At 73.5% G+C, this 15763-nt stretch carries 19 protein-coding genes; 15 read left to right on the top strand and 4 right to left on the bottom strand.

From position 1 onward, the window contains the following. Nucleotides 1-2: 2 nt before the first annotated feature. The 4 genes from P2F65_RS10600 to P2F65_RS10615 are packed head-to-tail and all read left to right on the top strand — an operon-like array spanning nucleotide 3 to nucleotide 3066. Nucleotides 3-581: a low molecular weight phosphatase family protein gene (locus P2F65_RS10600; protein ID WP_275806661.1), complete on the top strand. Its 579-nt coding sequence runs from the start codon at nucleotides 3-5 to the stop codon at nucleotides 579-581. Then, nucleotides 581-1555, top strand: a complete 975-nt coding sequence (locus P2F65_RS10605) for a hypothetical protein (RefSeq protein WP_275806664.1) — start codon at nucleotides 581-583, stop codon at nucleotides 1553-1555. The genes P2F65_RS10600 and P2F65_RS10605 overlap by 1 nt, the downstream gene beginning before the upstream one ends. A 45-nt stretch (nucleotides 1556-1600) precedes the next feature. After that, nucleotides 1601-2023: a Fur family transcriptional regulator gene (locus tag P2F65_RS10610; RefSeq protein WP_275806667.1), complete on the top strand. Its 423-nt coding sequence runs from the start codon at nucleotides 1601-1603 to the stop codon at nucleotides 2021-2023. Continuing rightward, nucleotides 2005-3066 (top strand): glycine cleavage T C-terminal barrel domain-containing protein, encoded by a 1062-nt coding sequence (locus tag P2F65_RS10615; protein ID WP_275806669.1) that lies wholly within the window; start codon nucleotides 2005-2007, stop codon nucleotides 3064-3066. Before P2F65_RS10610 ends, P2F65_RS10615 begins: the two co-directional genes overlap by 19 nt. A 73-nt stretch (nucleotides 3067-3139) precedes the next feature. Here P2F65_RS10615 and P2F65_RS10620 read toward each other — a convergent pair whose 3' ends face one another. Beyond that, nucleotides 3140-4558 carry a polysaccharide biosynthesis tyrosine autokinase gene (locus P2F65_RS10620; protein ID WP_275806672.1) on the bottom strand — a complete coding sequence of 473 codons (1419 nt, stop codon included), beginning with the start codon at nucleotides 4556-4558 and terminating at the stop codon, nucleotides 3140-3142. 128 nt (nucleotides 4559-4686) lie between these two features. Between P2F65_RS10620 and P2F65_RS10625 the strand changes: the two genes are divergently transcribed. The 7 genes from P2F65_RS10625 (at nucleotide 4687) to P2F65_RS10655 (ending at nucleotide 9358) form a co-directional block, all read left to right on the top strand. Then, on the top strand, nucleotides 4687-5538 hold the full coding sequence (locus P2F65_RS10625) for a 3-keto-5-aminohexanoate cleavage protein (RefSeq protein WP_275806675.1): 852 nt from the start codon (nucleotides 4687-4689) through the stop codon (nucleotides 5536-5538). Nucleotides 5539-5729: 191 nt separating this feature from the next. Next, nucleotides 5730-6281, top strand: a complete 552-nt coding sequence (locus tag P2F65_RS10630) for a helix-turn-helix transcriptional regulator (protein ID WP_275806678.1) — start codon at nucleotides 5730-5732, stop codon at nucleotides 6279-6281. Between the two features lie 10 nt (nucleotides 6282-6291). Beyond that, nucleotides 6292-6978: a hypothetical protein gene (locus P2F65_RS10635; RefSeq protein ID WP_275806681.1), complete on the top strand. Its 687-nt coding sequence runs from the start codon at nucleotides 6292-6294 to the stop codon at nucleotides 6976-6978. Between the two features lie 161 nt (nucleotides 6979-7139). After that, a complete protein-coding gene (locus P2F65_RS10640) occupies nucleotides 7140-8138 on the top strand; it encodes an asparaginase (protein WP_275806684.1) in 999 nt (332 codons plus the stop codon). 9 nt (nucleotides 8139-8147) lie between these two features. Continuing rightward, a complete protein-coding gene (dtd, locus tag P2F65_RS10645; RefSeq protein ID WP_275806687.1) occupies nucleotides 8148-8573 on the top strand; it encodes a D-aminoacyl-tRNA deacylase in 426 nt (141 codons plus the stop codon). A 29-nt stretch (nucleotides 8574-8602) separates the two neighbouring features. Beyond that, nucleotides 8603-8929 carry a DUF2516 family protein gene (locus P2F65_RS10650; protein ID WP_275806690.1) on the top strand — a complete coding sequence of 109 codons (327 nt, stop codon included), beginning with the start codon at nucleotides 8603-8605 and terminating at the stop codon, nucleotides 8927-8929. Between the two features lie 63 nt (nucleotides 8930-8992). Beyond that, the gene (locus P2F65_RS10655) at nucleotides 8993-9358 is read left to right on the top strand and encodes a phosphomannose isomerase type II C-terminal cupin domain (protein WP_275806692.1); all 366 of its coding nucleotides are present in this window, start codon (nucleotides 8993-8995) and stop codon (nucleotides 9356-9358) included. On the opposite strand, the gene P2F65_RS10660 is transcribed toward P2F65_RS10655, so the two are convergent. Beyond that, nucleotides 9346-10152 (bottom strand): class I SAM-dependent methyltransferase, encoded by an 807-nt coding sequence (locus tag P2F65_RS10660; protein ID WP_275806695.1) that lies wholly within the window; start codon nucleotides 10150-10152, stop codon nucleotides 9346-9348. The two genes, P2F65_RS10655 and P2F65_RS10660, sit on opposite strands and share 13 nt — an antisense overlap. 56 nt (nucleotides 10153-10208) lie before the next feature. On the opposite strand from P2F65_RS10660, the gene P2F65_RS10665 reads away from it, so the two are divergent. The 4 genes from P2F65_RS10665 (at nucleotide 10209) to P2F65_RS10680 (ending at nucleotide 13637) form a co-directional block, all read left to right on the top strand. Next, on the top strand, nucleotides 10209-10982 hold the full coding sequence (locus P2F65_RS10665; protein WP_275806698.1) for a hypothetical protein: 774 nt from the start codon (nucleotides 10209-10211) through the stop codon (nucleotides 10980-10982). Between the two features lie 89 nt (nucleotides 10983-11071). Next, on the top strand, nucleotides 11072-12379 hold the full coding sequence (gene mshA, locus P2F65_RS10670) for a D-inositol-3-phosphate glycosyltransferase (protein WP_275806702.1): 1308 nt from the start codon (nucleotides 11072-11074) through the stop codon (nucleotides 12377-12379). Next, nucleotides 12376-12870, top strand: coding sequence for a YbjN domain-containing protein (locus P2F65_RS10675; RefSeq protein WP_275806705.1), 495 nt, complete (start codon nucleotides 12376-12378; stop codon nucleotides 12868-12870). Before mshA ends, P2F65_RS10675 begins: the two co-directional genes overlap by 4 nt. A 23-nt stretch (nucleotides 12871-12893) precedes the next feature. Continuing rightward, nucleotides 12894-13637, top strand: coding sequence for a phosphoglyceromutase (locus P2F65_RS10680; RefSeq protein ID WP_275806708.1), 744 nt, complete (start codon nucleotides 12894-12896; stop codon nucleotides 13635-13637). A 96-nt stretch (nucleotides 13638-13733) separates the two neighbouring features. Here the strand turns inward: P2F65_RS10680 and P2F65_RS10685 are convergent, their stop codons facing one another. Next, a complete protein-coding gene (locus P2F65_RS10685) occupies nucleotides 13734-15149 on the bottom strand; it encodes a hypothetical protein (RefSeq protein ID WP_275806711.1) in 1416 nt (471 codons plus the stop codon). After that, complete coding sequence (locus P2F65_RS10690; protein ID WP_275806715.1) at nucleotides 15146-15667, bottom strand: SigE family RNA polymerase sigma factor; 522 nt, start codon at nucleotides 15665-15667, stop codon at nucleotides 15146-15148. Before P2F65_RS10690 ends, P2F65_RS10685 begins: the two co-directional genes overlap by 4 nt. Nucleotides 15668-15763 lie beyond the last annotated feature (96 nt).

Genomic DNA, 15763 nt, shown 5'->3' on the forward strand with positions numbered 1-15763 from the left:
GCATGACGGGGGGCGCGCGAATCCTGACGGTCTGCACCGGCAACATCTGCCGGTCGCCGTTCATGGAGCGTGCCCTGCAGGCCGAGCTCGACCGGTCCTGGGGGCCGGGTGTGGTCGAGGTGAGCAGCGCCGGCACCGGGGCGCTGGTGGGTGAGGCCATGAACCCGCCCGCCCTCCGGGTGCTCGAGGCGGCTGGCTACTCCGCCGACGGCTTCGTCGCCCGGGCCCTCAGCCCGCAGCTCGTCGCCGAGTCGGACCTGGTGCTCACCGCGACCCGACGCCACCGCGGACAGGTCGCCCAGCTGCACCCCCGCGCGCTGCGGTGCACCTTCACGCTGCGCGAGTTCGCCGACCTCGTGTCGGACCTGCCCCGCGAGGCGTATGCCGCGCCGGACGCGGGAGACCACGTGCGCGCCCTGGTGCAGGCGGCGGCCGCCCGCCGTGGCATGCGCCCTCCGCTCTCCGACGAAGACGCCGATATCGTCGATCCCTACCGCCGCGAGGCCGTAGTGTTCGACACCATGTCCGCCCAGGTGATGTCCGCGATGCCGCAGGTCGCCGCAGCACTCGGGGCCCGCTGATGGGGCGCCGGCTCTCGGGGCCGCTCGGCCTGGTGGCGCTCGGCGCCTTCCTCGTCGTCGACGTCGCGCTGGTGGGGCTCGCGCTGCGCAGCACCGCCGCCGAGCCGGAGCCCGCCGGGCCCACCAGCAGCTCGGCAAGGCCCGCGGCGGAGAGCGGGGTCTCCGCCGGCGGTGCGGCTACGGGTTCCCCGGCCTCCGGCACCTCCGACAGCGCTCCGGTCGGCACCGACGGGTCCGACGCCCTGGAGCCGGCTCCCCTCACCCTCGGCCTGGTCGCGGTGCGCGAGGACGAGGCGTGGCGCTTCACCGTGGGCTCGTGCGAGGTCGGTGGGTCCACCCTCGCGACCAGTGACGACGGCGCCCAGACCTGGCAGCCGAGGGTCGCTCCCTTCGACGCGACGGTGCGGGTGCGGGTGCGTGCCGACGGCAGCGCCTTCGCCATCGGCGGCGACGACGACTGCCGGGCGCAGTTCCGGCAGAGCCGGGACGCGGCCCAGACGTGGGGTCGGCCGACCGTGGTGCCGGGCGCCTGGTATCGCGACCTCGAGGACGCCACCGTGGTCGGCACGGAGGCCGGAACCCGCGCGCAGCCGTGTGACACCACCGCGGTGGTCGACCTCGCGGTGGGGGAGGCGTCGGCGCTGGCACTGTGCGGTGACGGGCGGCTGCGCTCGAGCGGCACGGGCAAGCAGTGGTCTGACGCGGGTTCGGTGGAGGGCGCCCTGGCGGTCGCCCTCGCGGGCGACCGCACGCTGGCGCTGCTCGCCCGGCAGGGCTGCGACGGCCTGGCCGTGGTCGACGTAGCCGACCCGCAGACGGACCTCGGGTGCGCACCGCTGGACCTCGCCGGGGTCGAGGCCGGCCAGGTGGCCATCGCCGGCACCAGCGACAGCGTGTGGGTGGCGGCCGGAGGTGCGACACTGCGCTCGTCCGGTGACCTCGCCGAGTGGACCGGCGGCGACCAGCAGGGCTGAGCGGCTGCCGACGGCCCGACCGCGAGATCGCCGTAGAGTGGCGCTGTGGTGCACGACATCGGCGAGAAGCTGCGGGCGCAGGGGCGTCGCATGACCCCCCAGCGCCAGCGCGTGCTCGACGCGGTGGCCTCACTCGGCCACGCCACGCCCGACGACGTGGTGGCCGCGGTCGCGGTCGACGGGGGGCCCAGGCTGGCCCCGTCGACGGTCTACCGGGCGCTCGACGCCCTGGAGTCGCTCGGGGCGGTGGGCCACACCCACCTCGACCACCGTGCCCCCACCTACCACCTCGCCGACCACGCCGACCACGTGCACCTGGTGTGCCGGGGTTGCGGCAAGGTCGACCAGTGCAGGCGAGAGACCGCCGAGGCCTTCGTGGGGAATGTTCTGCGCTCGACGGGCTTTGTGGCTGACGTGACCCACATGGCAATCCACGGATGGTGCAGCGAATGCGCGAGACAGCGGTGACCACCGCCCCCGACCAGACCTCGGACGCCGGGCGCTCGCCGTTGCTCGACCGCGCCGGCGCCGTCGAGGGCGAGGGCCCCGACGCTGGCGTGGCAGCCCACTACGGCGACCCGATGCGCGAGCAGCGCCTGCTCGCCGAGGGCCTGGCGGTCGTCGACCTCTCGCACCGCGGCGTCGTCACGGTGACCGGGCCCGACCGGCTGAGCTGGCTGCACTCCATCACCACCCAGATGCTCACCGGGCTGGAGCCGAGGCAGTCCCGCGAGTCGCTCGTGCTCAGCCCCAAGGGCCACATCGAGCACGACCTGCACCTCGTCGACGACGGCGAGACCACCTGGATCACCACCGAGCCCGGCACCGCCGCGCCCTTGGCGGCGTGGCTGGACTCCATGCGCTTCATGCTGCGGGTGGAGGTGGCCGACGCCACCGCCGACTGGGCGGTGCTGGGCGAGCCGTCGAGCGCCGAGTCGCTCCCCGGCGAGCCCGTGGCCTGGCGTGACCCGTGGCCGGACCTCGTCGGTGACACCGCGGCATACGGCCCCATCGAGGGGCACCCGGGCGCCGGCCGCACCTGGCGCGAGGTGCTCGTCCCCCGCGCCGAGCTGTCCGCAGCCGTGGGCGACCGGCCGCTCGCGGGGACGTGGGCCTCCGAGGCGCTGCGCGTGGCCGCCTGGCGCCCCCGGTTGGGCTTCGAGACCGACCACCGCACCATCGCCCACGAGGTCGACTGGCTGCGCACGGCCGTGCACCTGCACAAGGGCTGCTACCGCGGGCAGGAGACCATCGCCCGGGTGCACAACCTCGGCCGGCCGCCGCGCCGCGTGGTGTTCCTGCACCTCGACGGTTCGGGGCACACGCTCCCCGAGCGAGGGGAGGCGGTGTATGCCGGGGGCGAGCGTGCCGTGGGGCACCTGACCTCGGTCGCACGCCACTACGAGGACGGCCCGATCGCCCTCGCCCTGGTCAAGCGCAGCACCGACCCGGCGGCCGACCTGGTGGCCGGGGGAGTGAGCGCCGGCCAGGAGGTCATCGTCACCCCCTAGCCCCAACGCCGTGCGGGGTGCTGCCGAGCGCCACAGCTCTCGGCAGCACCCCGCACGGGACGTGGTGGCGCGCTCAGACCCCGGCGTGCTCCCCGCGGCGGTCCTTCGAGCGCTCCTTGCGCGACTGCGCCGGGAGCTGGGGCGCGTAGCCCTCGCGGTAGTAGTAGGACTCGGCGTCGGCGCCCTTGGTGGGGATGCGGTTGACGACCAGGCCGAGCACGTTGCCTCCCACGGCCCGCAGGGCCTCGAGCCCGCGGGTCAGCTGCTCCTTGTGCACGATGTCGCAGCCGACGATGACGACGGTGCCGCCGGTGATGGTGCTCAGCACGGCGGCGTCGGTCACCGGCAGCAGCGGCGGGGCGTCGATGATGACGTAGTCGAACTTCGCCTCGAGCTCGCGCACGGTGCGTGACATCGCCTCGGAGCCGAGCAGCTCGCTGGGGTTGGGCGGGATCTGCCCGGCGCCCAGCACCTGGATGTGGGAGTTGCCGAACGGCTGGAGCACGTCGTCGAGGTCGGCCTGGCCGATGAGCACGTTGGTGAGGCCGACCGAGTTCTCCAGGCCCATGTACTTCAGCATCCGCGGCCGGCGCAGGTCGCCCTCGACGAGGCAGACGCGCGAGCCGGCGGCGGCCATCGAGATGGCCAGGTTGACCGTGGTGGTGGTCTTGCCCTCGCCGGGCAGGGAGGACGTGAAGGTCATCGAGCGGGGGTGGGTGGCCGCGTCGATGAACTGCAGGTTGGTGCGCAGGGCGCGGAATGCCTCGGCGCGCGGGCCGTGCGGGTCGGCCTGCACGATGAGCGGGCGCTTGGAGCTGTCGGCGTCGAAGTGGACACCGCCGATGACCGTCTCCTCGGTGACGTCCTTGACGTCGCGCTCGGTGCGGATCGAGGTGTCGAGCAGGTCGCGCAGCAGGGCGGCGCCGAGGCCGAGCATCAGGCCGAGCACCACGCCGAGGGCGACGTTGCGGGCCGGCTTCGGGCTGACCGGCGTGGAGGGGGTCGACGGCGGCCGGACCACCGAGACCTTCACGGGGCTGGCCGACCGGTCCGAGACACGCTCGAGCTCGGCCACAGTCTGGGAGAACTGCTTGCCCACGGCGTCGGCGATCCGCGCGGCCTGCTGCGGGTCGGCGTCGTTGACCATGACGTCGATGAGCACCGTGTCGAGCGGGACGCTGGCCGAGATCTGCCGGCCCAGGCGGTCGGCGTCGGTCTGGAGGTCGAGCTCGTCGATGACCGGGTTGAGCACGGTCGGCGTGGTGATGACGTCGGAGTAGGACTTGACCCGCTGCTGGGTGAAGCTGCTGCCCTGGAGGAGCTGGCTCGAGTCGTCGCCGGCAGAGGTCGAGACGAAGAGCTGGGTGTGCGCCTGGTAGACCTTCGGGCTCCACAGGGTGACCAGCGCTGCGACGGCCACCAGGGCGAGGGTGACGGCCACGATGGTGCGCCAGCGCTTCCGGACGACCCGCAGGTAGTCGTGAAGGTCCACAGTCCCACTTTCTTTCGTGCGTCTCGCGCGTGTGGCGGGAAAGCCCTCGTGATCGCCCCCGCTCAAACTCGGCCCAGTGTCCCACAGATGGGACAAGTCGCCCACCAGTCGACTGCCATGATGGGGCCATGCCGACCGCTGCTGCCACGAGCACTCTCATCACCGTCGCGCCCACGGGCGCCGAGCTGGCCAAGCAGGACTTCCCCCAGCTGCCGACGACGCTCGAGGAGCTGGTCGAGACGGCCCGGTCGTGCGAGGCGGCCGGCGCGGCCATGATCCACCTGCACATCCGCGACGCCGATCACCGGCCGACCCTCGACCACGGACACCTCAAGGCGGCGGTCGACGCGCTGCGCGAGCAGACCTCGCTGGTGATCCAGCTGTCCACCGGCGGCAGCGTGCACGACCCGCTCGAGCAGCGCCTCACCGTGCTCGACGCCGAGCCCGACTCGTGCAGCCTCACCTGCGGCACCACCAACTTCGGCGACGACGTCTTCCTCAACCCCTGGGGCTTCATGTCCGACCTCTACGTCCAGGCCCAGGAGCGCGAGGTCGTCCCGGAGTTCGAGCTGTTCGACCTCGGGCACGTGCACGCCCTGCGCCGGCTCATCGACACCCACGGGCTGCCGTTCGGGGGCAGGGTGCACGTCGATTTCGTGACCAACGTGCCGGGCGGTATGCCGGGCAGCCCGGCCGCGCTGATGGCGGCGGTGCAGATGCTGCCCGCGGAGGTGACGAGCTGGTCGGCCACCGGGATCGGGCGGGCACACCTGCCCGTCATGGCGGCCGCGCTGGCTGCGGGCGGGCACCTGCGGGTCGGGATGGAGGACAACGTCGTATTCGCGCGGGGCCGGCAGGTGCAGCACAACCGCGAGCTCGTCGAGCGTGCGGCGCACCTGGCCGAGGTGATGCAGCGTCCGGCGATGGGCGCCGACGACGCCCGTGCCCTGCTCGGGGTGAAGGACCGCCGCACCCGGTAGGCGGCCACGCGGCACACCGCGCCGGCGCTGTCCCTTTATCGGGTGGCCCGATAAAGGGACCCTTCACCCCGGGTGCCACCTCGGGTGGAGCGCACGTTTATCGGGTGACCCGATAAAAGTGCGGCAGGTGTGAGGGGGCTCACGCTGTCTTCGGTTTGCATTCTGCTAACTCCAGCAAGCATGATGGAGGCATGAGGCAGCTACCCCTGGGTAACCACCTGGGTGACTACCTGCGCGAGCAGAGGCAGTCGGCCCGGCTGTCGCTGCGCCAGCTCGCCGACCTGGCCGGTATCTCCAACCCCTACCTGTCGCAGATCGAGCGCGGGCTCAAGAAGCCGAGCGCAGAGATCCTCCAGCAGCTCGCCAAAGGCCTGCAGGTCTCCGCCGAGTCGCTCTACGTGCGCGCCGGCATCCTCGACGAACGGCCCCAGGCCGAGCCGCCGGCGACCGACACCCGCAGCGTCATCCAGGCCGATCCCCGGCTGACCGAGCGGCAGAAGGCCGCGCTGCTCGACATCTACGACTCGTTCGTCGGTGCCGAGGCGGCGCAGGGGAAGGCCGCGGGCGACACGACCCGCCGGCGCGGCTCGCGCTCCGGCGCGACGGGCAAGGGCGCGAGATCCGCGACCGCCAAGCCGGGCACCGCCAGGACGACCCGCAAGGCCGCGGTCACCACCGCCCGCAAGTCCACCACCACAGACAGCACCACCAAGCGCACCACGACCCCTAACGAAAAGGAATGAGGAGATCGCCATGACACTCGTGGCCGACATCACCAGGACCGTCACCGAGTCCACCCCCGTCTACGCCGCCGTCGGTGCCACCGACCTCGCTGTGGAGAAGGTGCGCGACGCCCGCGTCCGCGCCGCCGCAGCCCGCGCCGAGCTCACGGCCGACAGGATCTCGGCCCGGGTCACCAAGCGCGCCACCGAGGTGACCGAGCAGGCGCAGCACGTGCCGGTGCTCGCCCTGAACCGCAGCCTCGAGCTGGCCAGCAAGGCCGTCGACGGCTACGAGTCGCTGGCCGCCCGCGGTGAGGGCCTGGTCAAGCGCGTGCGCAACCAGAAGGCCACCAAGGACCTCGTCGCGCAGGCCGAGACCACCCTCGCGCTCGGCAAGGGCGCCGTCACCACCGTCCGCAAGGCCGCCGGCGACATCGAGCGCTCGGCCAAGGCCACGCTCACCACCGGCCGCCACCAGGCTGCCTCCGTGGCCGACGTCGCCGTCGACGCCGCCGCCGAGGAGGCCCGCGAGGTCTCGACCGCCGCGACCGCGTCGGCCAAGCGCACCCGCACCGCTGCCAAGCGGACCGCCACCACCGCGAAGAAGAGCGCGTCGGCCACCCGGTCCTCCGCGAAGCGCACCACCACCAGCGCCCGCAAGACCGCCTCGGCCGCGAAGAAGGCCGGCGAGGCCGCAGCCAAGAAGGTCGGCGACTGACCTGAGCAGCCGCCCGGGAGACCGGGCCACAGGGCCGGCGCCGCCCACCCCCTCCGGGCGACGCCGGCCGGGCCGGACCCCTCCGGCCCCGGAAGGGCCCGCCCACCCAGACCCCGTGGGCGGGCCCTTCGCCGTTGTCGGCGGCTCGTTAGGGTGGCGCCGTGACCTCGCAGACGCCCCTCGCCGCCACGCAGCTCCCCACGCCGGCCGCCCTGGCCGACGCGCCCGTCCTGGCCCACGTGGTGCGCGGCGGGTTCGTCGAGTCGGCCCACCGCGCCAGCCTCGCGGCCGTCGACGCCGACGGTTCGACCACCCTCGCGCTCGGAGGTGTCGACGACCCGGTCTTCCCGCGGTCGTCCAACAAGCCGGTGCAGGCCCTCGCGATGGTGCGCAGCGGGCTGCGGCTCGACCCCGAGCTGCTCGCGCTCGCGTGCTCCAGCCACTCCGGTGAGGACTTCCACCTCGAGGGCGTGCGCCGCATCCTCGCCGGCGCGGGCCTCACCGACGCCGACCTGCAGAACACCCCGGACCTGCCCTACGACGCGCAGGAGCAGGACCGCTGGCGTCGCGAGGGCCGCGAGAAGAGCCCCCTCGCCCAGAACTGCTCCGGCAAGCACGCCGCCATGCTGGCCACCTGTGTCGTCAACGGCTGGGACACCGCCACCTACCGCGACCCGGCGCACCCGCTCCAACAGGCCATGGAGCAGGCCCTGGCCGACCTGAGCGGTGAGCCGGTGGCGGCGATGGCGGTCGACGGCTGTGGCGCCCCCGTCATGGCGGTGAGCGTGGCCGGGCTCGCACGCGCGTTCGGCCGCCTCGCCTCGGCGGAGGCGGGCACCCACGAGCGCACGGTCGCCGACGCGATCCGCAGCCACCCGGCATACCTCGGCGGCAGCCGCCGTGACGTCAGCGCCCTCGTCGAGGGCACCCCCGGCCTCATCGCCAAGGACGGCGCCGAGGCCGTGTATGCCGTGGGGCTGGCCGACGGGCGCGGCGTCGCGCTCAAGGTCGCCGACGGGGGGCAGCGCGCCCGCCCGGTCATCCTCGCCGCCGCCCTGCGCCGGCTGGGTGTCGAGTCACCGGCACTCGACGCGCTCGAGAAGGCCCCGGTGCTCGGGCACGGCGAGCCGGTGGGCGCCGTCGTCGCGGTCGGGCTGTAGGGCCGTCCGATGAGGGCAGTGCTCCAGCGGGTCACCCGTGCGTCGGTGACCGTCGACGGCGAGACCGTTGGCGCGATCGAGCGGCCCGGGCTGGTGGCGCTGGTCGGGGTGACCCACGACGACGGGCCCGAGCAGGTCGCAGCCATGGCCCGCAAGATCAGCGAGCTGCGCATCCTGCGCGACGAGCGGTCGGTGCTCGACGAGGGCGCCCCGGTGCTCGTGGTCAGCCAGTTCACCCTCTACGCCGACACGAAGAAGGGGCGACGGCCGTCGTGGAACGGCGCGGCGCCGGGTGACGTCGCCGAACCGGTGGTGGACGCCGTCGTCGCGGCCCTGCGCGAGCGGGGCGTCGAGGTCGCCACCGGGAGCTTCGGGGCGATGATGGAGGTCAGCCTCGTGGGCGACGGGCCGGTCACGCTCGTGGTGGACGTCTGAGCTCGTGCTGACACCGTAGGCTTTGCCGTATGAACTTCATCGGCTCCGCGCAGAGCACCGTGGCGCTCCTCCTCGGCCTCGCCGCCCTGGCCCTCGAGGTGTTCGCGTTCATCGACGCCCTGCGCCACCGCCCGGACGCCTATGTCGCTGCGGGTAAGCGCACCAAGCAGTTCTGGCTGATCGTCACCGGGGTCAGCGCGCTGGTGGGCTTCGTCACCTTCTTCTCACCGCTCAACCTCTTCGGCATCCTCGCAGTCGTCGGCGCCGGCATCTACCTCGCCGACGTGCGCCCCGCGCTGCAGCAGGTGAGCGGCCGCGGGCGTGGCTCGTCCCAGGGCCCCTACGGCCCGTGGTGACGCCCGGCGGGGGACATCGGGCACAATCAGCGGCCGTTGCCGCACCGGCCATCAAGGGGAGTCATGTCTGACCGTCAGGACCCGCGCGGGGAGATCTTCACCGTCGAGCGCCCGTGGGGGCAGTTCCAGCAGTTCGTCTCGAACGAGCCGGTGACCGTCAAGGTCATCACCGTCGAGCCGGGGCACCGCCTGTCGCTGCAGACGCACGAGCACCGCGGCGAGATGTGGCAGGTCCTTGACGTGCCGATCGAGGTCACTGTGGGTGAGCGCACCTGGGCGGCCGAGCCCGGCGAGACGGTCTGGGTCCCGGCGCACACCGTGCACCGCATGGCCAACAAGAGCGACCAGCCCGGCCGGCTGCTCGAGATCGCCTTCGGCGACTTCGACGAGGCAGACATCGTCCGGCTCGAGGACGACTACGCACGCTGACCCCTTGGCGCGACCGCGTCCCAGGCGACGGTGAGCTCCCCGAGCCGCCAGCGGCTCGCGCCGTCGAGCAGCGGCCAGCCCTCCTCACGCAGCGCGTTCGCCATGGCGAGGAAGCGCTGCCGCACCCCGAACGAGCCATGGTGGGCGCTGTGGGACCAGGCCCGGTCGAGCGCCGCCAGGTAGCCGTGCACGCCCTCGCCCTCGACGTTGCGGTGGATCAGCGCCTTCGGCAGCCGCTCGGCGATCTCGGACGGCGCTTCGAGGCCGCGCAGCCGCCACGAGAAGGTCAGTGAGCGCGGGCCCGAGCGGTCGACCGCGACCCACGTGCTGCGCCGCCCCAGCTCGTCACAGGTGCCGTCGACAAGGAGCCCGTCCTCGGCCAGCCGCTGCTGCACCTGCGCCCAGGCTGCGTGCACGTCAGCCTCGTCGTACTGCCGCAGCACGTTGAAGGCGCGCACCACCGTGGGCCGGACGCCCGCCTCGAGCGGCACCTCGAAGCCGCCGAGCCCGAAGCGGAGCCCCGGTCGCGTGAGCGGCCGCGCAGCCGCCACCCGCTCGGGGTCGATCTCGATGCCGACGACCTGCACGTCGGGTCTCACCCGGCGCAGCCGGTCGTGGAGCTCGACGGCGGTCACAGGCGAGGCGCCGTAGCCGAGGTCGACGACCACCGGGGCGTGCCGGTGCCGGCGCAGCCGCCAGGCTTGCGGCCCCGCGAGCCACCGGTCGACCCGGCGCAGGCGGTTGGGGTTGGTGGTGCCGCGGGTGATGGTGCCCACCGGCCGCTGCCTCGCCACGCCCGCAGGGTACGGGGCGCCCTGCTGAGGGCGCGTCCCGGTCCTAGGGTTGGACCGTGGCCCGGCCCAAGCGTGACATCAGCAAGAGCATGCTCGCGCTCGTGCTGTCGCTGAGCGCGCTCGCGGCCCTCGGCCTCAGCTCGTGGGTTCCCGGCTGGCTCGGGCGCGACAGCGGCATGGCCGATGTCGAGCCCGGGATGCTGCAGATCGACGAGCAGGCCCGCGGCATCGCGACGCTGGGCGGCGGCGTCACCGCGTCGCTCTACGAATCAGGGCTGCGGCTCAGCCACGGCGACGACATCCTCAGCGAGACCGTGCTGCGCGGGTCGCTCGTCTCCGCCGTCGTCGGGACCGTCGAGGGCAGTGGCAACGACACCACGGAGAGGATCGAGCGCGAGTACAACCACCTGCGCATCACCGACCTGCGCTTCCTCCCCGGTCGGGCGACCTACCTCGGCGAGGTCTCTGACGGGGAGGTGAGCCTGCCGATGGAGCTGCGCATCGAGCTCGCTGGACCGGTGGTGCGCGTCGGCGTGAGCGTGCCGCAGGCAAGTGGTGTCGTGGTCCACCTCGCCCACAAACCCGCGACCACCGGCCTGCCGCCTGTGCTGCCGTTCCGCAACCTGCGCCGCAACGCCTACTGGCTGCCCGCGGAGACCGGCCGCAGCGACCCCGCCTTCACCACGGTGCTGGGCACGGACGTCGCGATCGGGCCGGCAGGTGTGGTCCGTGGGGTGGACCAGCGATCGACGGGTCGCCTCGACGTGCACGTCTGGTCCGAGGCCGCGGTCCTGACGGTGTCGTCCCGTCCCGACCCGCGCCCGCAGTGACTCGTGCCCGCAGTGGACCATGTCCGCAGTGACCCATGACGCAGGCGCAGGCGGCAGGCCGGCCCCTGCTCCCGTGGGACAATCGGGAGATGCCCCTGTGTGACACCCTCGGCCGGGTCGCCATGCTCAGCGTGCACACCTCGCCCCTCGAGCAGCCGGGCACCGGCGATGCGGGGGGACTCAACGTCTACGTCGTCGAGGTCGCCCGCCAGCTCGCCCGCCGCGGCGTCGAGGTGGAGGTCTTCACCCGCACCACCACCGCAGAGCTCGACCCCGTGGTGGAGCTGACCCCGGGGGTGCTGGTGCGGCACGTCCCCGCGGGCCCCTACGAGGGCCTGGGCAAGGAGGACCTGCCCGGCCAGCTCTGCGCCTTCGCTGCCGGTGTCATGCGCACGGCTGCCCACGCCCCCGAGGGCTACTACGACCTGGTGCACTCCCACTACTGGCTCTCCGGCCAGGTGGGGTGGCTCGCGCACGACCGCTGGAACGTGCCGCTCGTGCACACGATGCACACCATGGCGCGGGTCAAGAACGCCCACCTCGCCGAGGGCGACAGCCCCGAGCCGCCGGGGCGCGAGATCGGGGAGGCGCAGGTGGTCGAGGCCGCCGACCGCCTCATCGCGAACACCGACAAGGAGGCCGACGAGCTGGTCGGCCTCTACGGCGCCGACCCCGACAAGGTCGTCGTCGTCCCGCCCGGCGTGGACCTGTCGCTCTTCACCCCCGGCGACCAGCGCGAGGCACGGGCCCGGGTGGGCCTGACCCAGGACGCCAAGCTGCTCCTGTTCGTCGGGCGCATCCAGCCGCTGAAGGCGCCCGAGGTGCTCGTCAAGGCGGCAGCCGAGCTGCTGGGACGCCACCCGCAGTGGCGCGGCCAGCTCGTCGTGGCGGTCCTGGGCGGCCCGAGCGGCTCCGGCCTGGCACACCCGCACTCCCTCGAGGACCTCGCCCGCGACCTCGGGATCGCCGCCGACGTGCGGTTCGTCAAGCCCGTGCCGCGCGCCGAGCTGGCCTGGTGGTACCGCGCCGCAGACCTCGTCGCGGTGCCCTCGCACAGCGAGTCGTTCGGCCTCGTCGCCGTCGAGGCGCAGGCGTGCGGCACGCCGGTCGTCGCGGCCGACGTGGGTGGCCTGCCGACGGCTGTCGGCGACGCGGGGGTGCTGGTCGACGGACACGACCCGCGGCGCTGGGCGGACAGCCTCGAGGCCCTGCTGCTCGACCCCGACCGGCGCGCCGAGCTCTCCGAGCAGGCCGTGCGCCACGCCGGGCAGTTCGGCTGGGAGCGCACGACCGACCGCCTCCTCGACGTCTACCACCAGGCCTGCCGGGAACGCACTCCTTCGCCCATCGGCGACGCGGCCGCCCTGCACGGGATCCCCGCGGCGGTGGTCCCGTGAGCACCGCCGCCTCCCTGGCGCAGGTCGTCGAGGACCACCTCGCCGAGTCGGACATCCCGTGGGAGCAGGGCGCGCGCGAGGGCGAGTTCGTGGTGACCCTCCCTGGCGAGAAGAAGCTCAAGACCGTGGCCTCGCTGGTCGTCACCGAGTCGACGCTCTCGGTCTCGGCGTTCGTCATCCGCAACCCGGACGAGAACCACGAGCAGTTCTACCGCTACCTGCTCCGCAAGAACCTGCGGCTGCCCGGCCTGGCCTACGCCATCGACAAGTCCGGCGACGTCTACGTCACCGGGCGCGTCCCGGCCGCCGGTGTCGACGCCCACTACCTCGACCAGCTGCTCGGCGCCCTGCTGCAGGCCGCAGACGCCCACTTCAACGAGCTGCTCGCCATCGGCTTCCTCAGCTCCATGAAGAAGGAGTGGGCCTGGCGCGTCTCGCGCGGCGAGTCCACCCGCAACCTCGAGGCGTTCCGGCACCTGCTCGAGGGCTGAGGGGCCCCGCTAGCCTTGGCGCCATGACGGCATACACCCTCGTCCTGCTGCGCCACGGCCACTCCGACTGGAACGCCAAGAACCTCTTCACCGGCTGGGTCGACGTCGACCTCAACGACCTGGGCCGCGCGGAGGCGGTCCGCGGCGGCGAGCTGCTCAAGGAGAAGGGCGTCCTGCCGGACATCGTGCACACGTCCGTGCTGCGCCGGGCGATCAACACCGCCAACCTCGCCCTCGACGCCTGTGACCGCCACTGGATCCCGGTGCGCCGCGACTGGCGTCTCAACGAGCGGCACTACGGCGCGCTGCAGGGCCTCGACAAGGCGGCGACCCGCGAGAAGTACGGCGACGAGCAGTTCATGCTGTGGCGCCGCTCGTTCGACACCCCGCCGCCGCCCATCGAGGTCGGCGCCGAGTACGACCAGTCCGGCGACCCGCGCTACGCCGGCATCGAGGTCCCGCGCACCGAGTGCCTCAAGGACGTCATCACCCGGTTCATGCCCTACTGGGAGGGCCCGCTCCAGGACGACCTGCGCACCGGCCAGACCGTGCTCGTCGTCGCCCACGGCAACAGCCTGCGCGGCCTGGTCAAGCACCTCGACGGCATCAGCGACGAGGACATCGCGGCGCTCAACATCCCGACCGGCCAGCCGCTGGTCTACACCCTCGGCGAGGACTTCATGCCGACCAAGCCCGGTGAGTACCTCGACCCCGAGGCCGCCGCCGAGGCCGCCGCCGCAGTGGCCGCCCAGGGTCAGCGCCGCTGAGGCGCCCACCCCCACAACGGGACAGGCCCGGTATGCCGCGCACGCGGCATACCGGGCCAGCTCGTCTTCCCGGGGCCCGGACCGGGGGGCTGTCGGCTACCCGCCGGGCTGGAGGTCGAACGGGTCACCCGCGTTCGGCAGCTCGATCGGGAACGTGCCCAGCGAGCGGCCCGACGCGTCGTAGGGCTCGACGGAGTAGTGCTGCCTCCACTGCGCGTCGGCGAGGTCGACCCGCGCCCGGCCCGCGCTGAGCACCGCGCCGGAGTCCGGCCACAGGCTGGGGGCCGAGGACACCAGCGCCACTGAACCCGCTCCCGGCGCGAAGATCTCGAGCACCGCGCCGGAGCCCGGGGCGCGGAGGCCTCCGACGACCACCGGCCGGTTCGCCGCCGTGGAGGCGTCGATAGGGACCGCGCTGGCGAGCTCGGTCGCGGAGCCGGACCCACCGGCGTACGACGACACGAGGAGCACCGACCGCAGGACGCCGCCACCGGGGAGGGTGGTGTCGCCGACGTAGAGGGTGTGGGTCGTGCCGGCCGCCGTGGCGTCGGTGACTCCCGACGCCCCCGCGACCACGGCGTCGAGCGGGCCCGAGTAGCGCGTGGTCGTGGCCACCTGGTCGGCGTCCAGCCCGAGGCGCTGGCCCACCGACTCGCTCACCCCCTGCTCAGCCCGCTGCCGGAACACCTTGCCAGCGCAGTTCATGCAGATCCCCGCCCCCTCGGGCATCGGCTGCCCCGTGGGCACGGTGCCCGCCGTGAGGGTGACCGGGCCGTCGTGCCCCGCCACCTGCACGCGGTTGAGCGACAGGGGTGCCCGGGGCTGAGCCGTGCCCAGGCCGCCGGTCAGGCGCAGTGGCTCCCAGGTCCGCGAGACGGTGCCGTCGGGGCTGATCTCCACCCCGTCGGACAGCTGGGCCTCGCGCTCGCTGGGCCGGGTCAGCACGACGAGCCGTCCGCCGCCGTCCGCCCCCTCGCGGAAGACCACCGCGTCCGGCGAGGCTGCGGGCTCCTCGTGCTGCAGCGCGAGCTGGTCGGCTGCCGCGCCGCGCGGGCCGGAGGCGACCTTGAGCATGCCCTCGGGCATCGCCGGGTCCTGCGACGGCGCCCAGAAGACGACGACCCGGTTGCGGGTCAGGTCCTCGGCGTAGAGCGCGTTGCCCTCGGGTGCGACCGCCGTCGTGACCGCCTCCACGAAGGCGGCGTCGCCGGCGAGCCCCCCGCGAGTGGGCCACGTCCGCATCGACCGCCACAGGGCCGGGTCCTTCGGCACCGGGGCGACGGTCTCGTCGCGCCCCGCCGGGGGAGCCGTGCGGTCCTGGCCGTGACTGAGCAGCGGCACGGCCACCGCCACGGCGGCCACGGCGGCCACGGCGCCGGCAGCGACGCTGCGGCGACGGCGCCGGCCGGCCGCGATGGCTCGGGCCACCCGTTCGTAGGGGTCGTCGGCGCCCACCGCGACATCGTCGGCGCGGACCGCGAGGGCCTCGCGCAGCTGGCTCTCGATGCTCATGACAGGCTCCTCTCGCCCAGGCTGCGGGTCCCGGTGAGGACCGAGCGCAGCCGGGCCAGGCCGCGCGAGGCCTGGCTCTTCACCGAGCCGGTCGACATCCCGAGTGCCGATGCCGTCTCGGCCTCGGACAGGTCGTCGAAGTACCGCAGCACGATCACGGCCCGCATCCGCGGAGGGAGCTGGAGCACCGCGCGGGCGAGCTCGTCGCGCGTGTCAACGGCGTCGAAGCGGTCGGCGGGGTCGCGGTCGACGTGGGCCGGGATCTCGCCCAGGATCTCCGCGACCCGGCGACGCCGCCACCACGAGGTGGACTCGTTGACGAGCGCCGCCCGGGTGTAGGCGTAGGGCGACTCCGCGCTCGCGATGTGCGACCAGCGCCGGTGCACCTTCACCAGCGTCTGCTGCACGAGGTCCTCGGCTCGACCGCGGTCGCCCGTGAGGAGGTAGGCGGTCCGCACCAGCGCGGGCCACCGCGCCTGCACGAACCGGCGGAACTCCTCTTCCGCTCCCGCATCCATCCGCTGCCTTCCCGCCGGTGTGGTCCCTGTGACTGAAGAGACGACGGCAAGCATGGCGGAGGTTGAGAGCGCGCAGCGCCTTTCCCGGAACACGCG

The organism is Knoellia sp. p5-6-4 (assembly GCF_029222705.1).
Lineage (GTDB): Bacteria > Actinomycetota > Actinomycetes > Actinomycetales > Dermatophilaceae > Pedococcus_A.